The 4820-nt window shown below is 53.3% G+C and carries 4 protein-coding genes; 1 reads left to right on the top strand and 3 read right to left on the bottom strand.

Annotated elements, in window-relative coordinates; genetic code table 11:
• The 3 genes from ACI3UA_RS00830 to ACI3UA_RS00820 form a co-directional block, all read right to left on the bottom strand.
• The coding region (locus ACI3UA_RS00830; RefSeq protein WP_439722938.1) for an anaerobic ribonucleoside triphosphate reductase at positions 1–2117 on the bottom strand (2117 nt) is incomplete at its 3' end.
• A 293-nt stretch (positions 2118–2410) separates the two neighbouring features.
• Positions 2411–3208, bottom strand: coding sequence for a C40 family peptidase (locus ACI3UA_RS00825; RefSeq protein WP_439722937.1), 798 nt, complete (start codon positions 3206–3208; stop codon positions 2411–2413).
• A gap of 176 nt (positions 3209–3384) precedes the next feature.
• Complete coding sequence (locus tag ACI3UA_RS00820) at positions 3385–4452, bottom strand: AraC family transcriptional regulator (RefSeq protein ID WP_439722936.1); 1068 nt, start codon at positions 4450–4452, stop codon at positions 3385–3387.
• A gap of 156 nt (positions 4453–4608) precedes the next feature.
• On the opposite strand from ACI3UA_RS00820, the gene ACI3UA_RS00815 reads away from it, so the two are divergent.
• Positions 4609–4791 carry a hypothetical protein gene (locus ACI3UA_RS00815; RefSeq protein WP_439722935.1) on the top strand — a complete coding sequence of 61 codons (183 nt, stop codon included), beginning with the start codon at positions 4609–4611 and terminating at the stop codon, positions 4789–4791.
• The last annotated feature ends 29 nt before the right edge of the window (positions 4792–4820 follow it).

Raw genomic sequence — 4820 nt, 5'->3', positions numbered from 1 at the left:
TAGCCGATGCCGTTGTCATGCATGCAGCGGATTACCGCCTCGAAGGCCCGGAGATTCTTGGACGGATCCCCATCCAGCTCCACGTAGCTGATATGACCCGCGTTGGTCATGGCGTGATACGGCCCCTCCAGCTTGACCTTTTCTGCCGCTGAAATGCCGTAGCCTACCGGTACATGGAAGCTGTTGGTGTAGTATTCCTTGTCCGTAACGCCAGGAATCTCACCGTATACCTTCCTGTCAATGCGCACAAAGCGCCCGCTCAGCCCCTCTGCCGGGGTTGCCAGCAGGGTAAAGTTCAGCCCTGTCTGCTCGGACTTCTCATCCATGCGCCTGCGCATGTAGCCGACAATCTCCATGCCCAGCTTCTGCGCCTTGGCCGACTGGCCATGATGCTCGCCAATCAGCGCCGTCAGGCACTCTGCCAGACCGATAAAGCCCATGGACAGCGTACCGTGCTTCAACACCTCGGCCACGCTGTCATCAGGGCCGACCTCATCAGAATCAATCCACACACCCTGTCCCATGAGGAAAGGATAGTTGCGGCCCTTCTTGCTGCACTGAATCCTGAAGCGGTGCAGCAGCTGACGGAACACCAGCTCAATAATCCCGTCCAGCTCCTGATAGAACCTGTCGAGATCATGCCCGGCCTTGATGGCCAGCCTCGGCAGGTTGATGCTGGTAAAGCTGAGGTTGCCGCGGCCGCAGGTAACGGCCTTTGCCGGGTCATGCACATTGCCCATTACGCGGGTACGGCACCCCATGTACGCCACCTCTGTATTGTAGTCGCCAGGCTTGTAATACTGCAGATTGAACGGTGCATCCAGAAAGCTGAAATTCGGGAACAGCCTTCTGGCCGAGGTCTTCATGGCCTGCTGGAACAGGTCGTAGTTCGGATCCCCCGGATTGTAGTTGATGCCTTCCTTGACCTTGAAAATCTGCACCGGGAAAATCGGCGTCTCGCCGTTGCCAAGTCCCGCCTCGGTAGCCCTCAGCAGGTTGCGCATCACCATCCGCGCCTCCGGCGACGTATCAGTACCATAGTTGATGGAGCTGAACGGCACCTGGGCGCCGGCGCGTGAATTCATGGTATTCAGGTTGTGAATCAGCGCCTCCATAGCCTGGAAGGTCGCCCTGTCCGTGGCATCCAGCGCCGATTCCACAGCAAACCTGTGGGCGCGCTCCGTCTGGTTCGGCGAAATCCACTCAAAGTTGTGGCTGGCCTGATGATGAGGCAGAAAATCCACCAGCCGCTCCCTGTACTCGTCCGCATTGGACATGGTGAGCTGCATCGGAATACTGCGCTGTACCTCCCTCGCCAGCAGGCGGGAATCCTCCAGCTTCATCATGAATACAGCCCGCATAAAGGAAGCGAGATACTCAAAATACTGCTTGCGGAAGGTCTTTGCCACGCCCGGCGCCATGGAATAGTCAAAATTCGGCACCGCCTGGCCGCCGTGCATCTCATTCTGATTAGCCTGAATCGCAATGCAAGCCAGCGCCGCATAGGAGCGGATATCATTCGGCTCCCGCAGGAAGCCGTGCCCGGTGGAAAATCCGCCCTCGAAGAGCTTGATAAGATTTATCTGGCAGCAGGTTTCCGTCAGCATGTAGAAATCCTTGTCATGGATGTGAATATCACCATCTGCATGAGCCGCCGCAATATCCTTCGGCAAAATGTAGTTGTCAATGTAGTATTTTGACCCTTCGGAACCGTATTTCAGCATGGTTCCCATGGCCGTATCGGCATCGATATTGGCGTTTTCCCGCTTGATATCGGCATCAGCCGCCTTCTTGAAGGTCAGCTCGTCATAGATGTCCATCAGGTCCCCCTGTGCCTGACGCATCTTGGTATGCTCTGCCCGATACAGGATGAATGCCTTGGCCGTGCTGGCGTAATTGTGCTTTATCAGAACCTGCTCCACCGTGTCCTGAATAAACTCAACCGCCGGAATCTCCTGCCCGCTGATTGCGGCGATTACATCATCTGTAAGCAGATTCAGCGTCTGTCCATCAAAGGTTTCATCAATGGACTCCAGATTGGCCTTGTGAATGGCATCCTCGATTTTTTTTCTGACAAATGGGACTATATCTCCATTGCGTTTTCGTATATTTTGCATACTCCAACTCTCTCCATTTTAGAATATAGATAAATTACCAACTAGATTTTACAATATATAGTGCCCTATGTCAAACCTGAACACAACATGTAGTGGTCACTGTCCACAACATATTCACAGGAATTATACATAAAAATGAAAATTTATACACACTTATACATAACAAACCAGCTAGGAATTCAATGATTCCTAGCTGGCAGAGATAAAGCACACCAAACAGACTGCATAAGTGTACACAAGTATAAATTTTTGTGGATAAGTTACTTTCCAGACGCGGCTTCTGTGGATAAGCATTACTTGACAATATGCTTGCCGCCGTAAAACTTCGCCTTCCAGTAATCGTCACTGAGCTTGTCCACCCGCACGCCCTTGCTGGACGAGGCGTGGATAAACTCGCCGTTGCCCAGATAGATGCCGCAGTGGGAGGCTCCCGGCTCATAGGTGCTGAAAAACACCAGGTCCCCCGCCTCCAGCCTGCCAGCCGCCACACTGCGCCCCAGCTTGAACTGCAAATCCGCCGTCCGGGGCAGGTTCATGCCGTGCTGGGCAAAAACGTACTGCAGGTAGCCCGAGCAGTCAAAGGCCTTCGGCGTATCGCCGCCGAACTTGTACGGAACGCCTATGTACTTCCTGGCCGTCCTGAGCACATTCGGCACATTGTCGCGAAGCAGGAAGGGCTGGCTCTCCGGCACATTCACGGCAGAGCCGCGCGCCTCCTGCCAGCTGTCCTCATCTGATGAGGCATCGCCGTCAGCCATGCCCTCCAGTCCGCCCTTCAGCTCAAAATTGCGCCTGGCCACCTGCAGGGCGTTGTAGGTTTTTTTATCCACAACCCCCGTAATCTTTATCTTGTTGGAGCGCTGAAAGGCCATCACGGCCCGATATGTGCTGTTGCCAAAGACACCATCCAGCTCCGGAATGCTGTACCCCAGTGTCTTCAGGCATTTCTGCACCTGCAGAACCTCCGGCCCCCGGGAATTTTTCTGCAGATTTGTAAATGCCAGCGCCGTATTCATCGTCAGCAGAAGCCCCGCACTGCCAAGCACGGCCGCCGCCGCCAGCCTTTTCCGCCAAACATGCCACGCCCTCATAAAGCCCTCCCTCTGTCACCCTGTTCCATAAAATATATGCAGGTATATTATATACGATTTCCTGCAAAAAAGCATTAAAATTATCCCCTGCGCCTGTGTATAACCCGCCATATTATGCACACGCAATCACAGTTTATCCACAATTTTATCCACATTTTGCAAAAAATGTGGATAAACTATCTATGTTCTCTTGACAAACCACTCTCCATATACTCCGTTCTAAAAAATCCAAGGGCACCGCCTGCATTTCTCTGGCGGAAGACCCGCGGCGTACAGCCGCGATATTTCCGAAAGGACTTGATAAAATGGCTGGGATTCTGAAAGCCACAGCTGATTCCCACATCCAGCACGGAATCCGACGTTCCCAGCAGAAGCTCCTCCGCCACCTGCATCCGGTAATGGTGCAGATACTCCATAGGCGAGGTGTGCAGTATCCCCTTGAAGCACCGCTGTGCCTCGCGGCAGCTGATACCGGCACTGCCTGCAAGCTGTGCCAGGGAAACCTCCTCGCTGAAATGCCAATGCAGAAAATCCAGCATCTCCTGCAGCCGCTCCATCTGCGGCGTCATATGCTTTGACTCCAGCGCCAGCGGCTGATAGTCCAGCAAAAGCTGCAGCAGCGCCTTGCTGATGTTGTACCTGACATCGTATTCGTAGCCGATACTGCCCTGCCGGGCAGCGGCAAAGGCCGCCCGTATCCTGCCGATAATCTCCGCATCCTGCGCCCCGGACCCGTACAGGAACTGGCAGGGAAAGCTGGCATCCGACACCAGAGGCGCCATGTATTTCTGATGGTACACCGTGCCCACGCCGCCGGTGACAAAATCGGGATTAAAAACCAGATAGCAGATATGACATTTTTCCTCTCCTACCATCTGATAGCGATGGAGGGCCTTGCTGTTGAAAAACAGGCCATCTCCCTCCTTCAGCACCGTCTGCTGGCCGCTGCACTCCACCTGCACCCGTCCCATAGCCACATACATCAGCTCAAGGTCCTTGTGCCAGTGCCAGGGACAGCCCTCAATGCTCCCCCTCTGCCAGTCGGTTACATACACGCTGCAGGGAAAAAGCGGCGTTTCGTGCCGCTGTTCCTTCTCCTTGTCGGCGGCAATCCGCATGACCGTCATCTGCTGAATCATATCCACACCCCATTTCAAGCCGCGGCAAAATACAGCCGGGCCGTCAATCCGGCCGCCATCGGTCAGGTATTTTGCATACATAATCCAAAATACACCGATTGCCATATTTTTGTCGCTCATAGAACATTTTTTGTCGTTTGTGCATTAGATATTTTCCATTTTTTACAGTATACTTAAATCATAGAAGAAAAGCAACATATTATATAGAAGGGCTGATATGCAACAGGCGTTATCAGCCGAACAGAGAAGGGGGTCATGATCATGAAAACCACGCTCAAGCCTGCTATGGCAACAGCCGGTATCACCGGCGGCGGTAATTTCAATCTGGATTTTCTCCCTAAATTCGAGACCTTCACTGCAGGGTTCTCCGCGAGCATCACCTGTATGCGCATCGGCGTATTTGCCGCAATGCTGGCGTTATGCGCTGTGATTATCAATCTGTAAGTTCTGTTATCCCTTTAACGCTTGTCGTT

It is taken from the genome of Anaerovibrio sp. (assembly GCF_051866355.1).
In the GTDB taxonomy this organism is placed as follows: Bacteria; Bacillota; Negativicutes; order Selenomonadales; family Selenomonadaceae; genus Anaerovibrio.
The sequence above is the reverse complement of the archived record's forward strand: the minus strand, read 5'-3'. Positions and strand labels throughout refer to the sequence as shown.

Bases quoted from the DNA above. Each gene is read 5' to 3' on its own strand.
- ACI3UA_RS00825 (WP_439722937.1), bottom strand. From the start codon at position 3,208: ATGAGGGCGTGGCATGTTTGGCGGAAAAGGCTGGCGGCGGCGGCCGTG.
- ACI3UA_RS00820 (WP_439722936.1), bottom strand. From the start codon at position 4,452: ATGGCAATCGGTGTATTTTGGATTATGTATGCAAAATACCTGACCGAT.
- ACI3UA_RS00815 (WP_439722935.1), top strand. From the start codon at position 4,609: ATGAAAACCACGCTCAAGCCTGCTATGGCAACAGCCGGTATCACCGGC.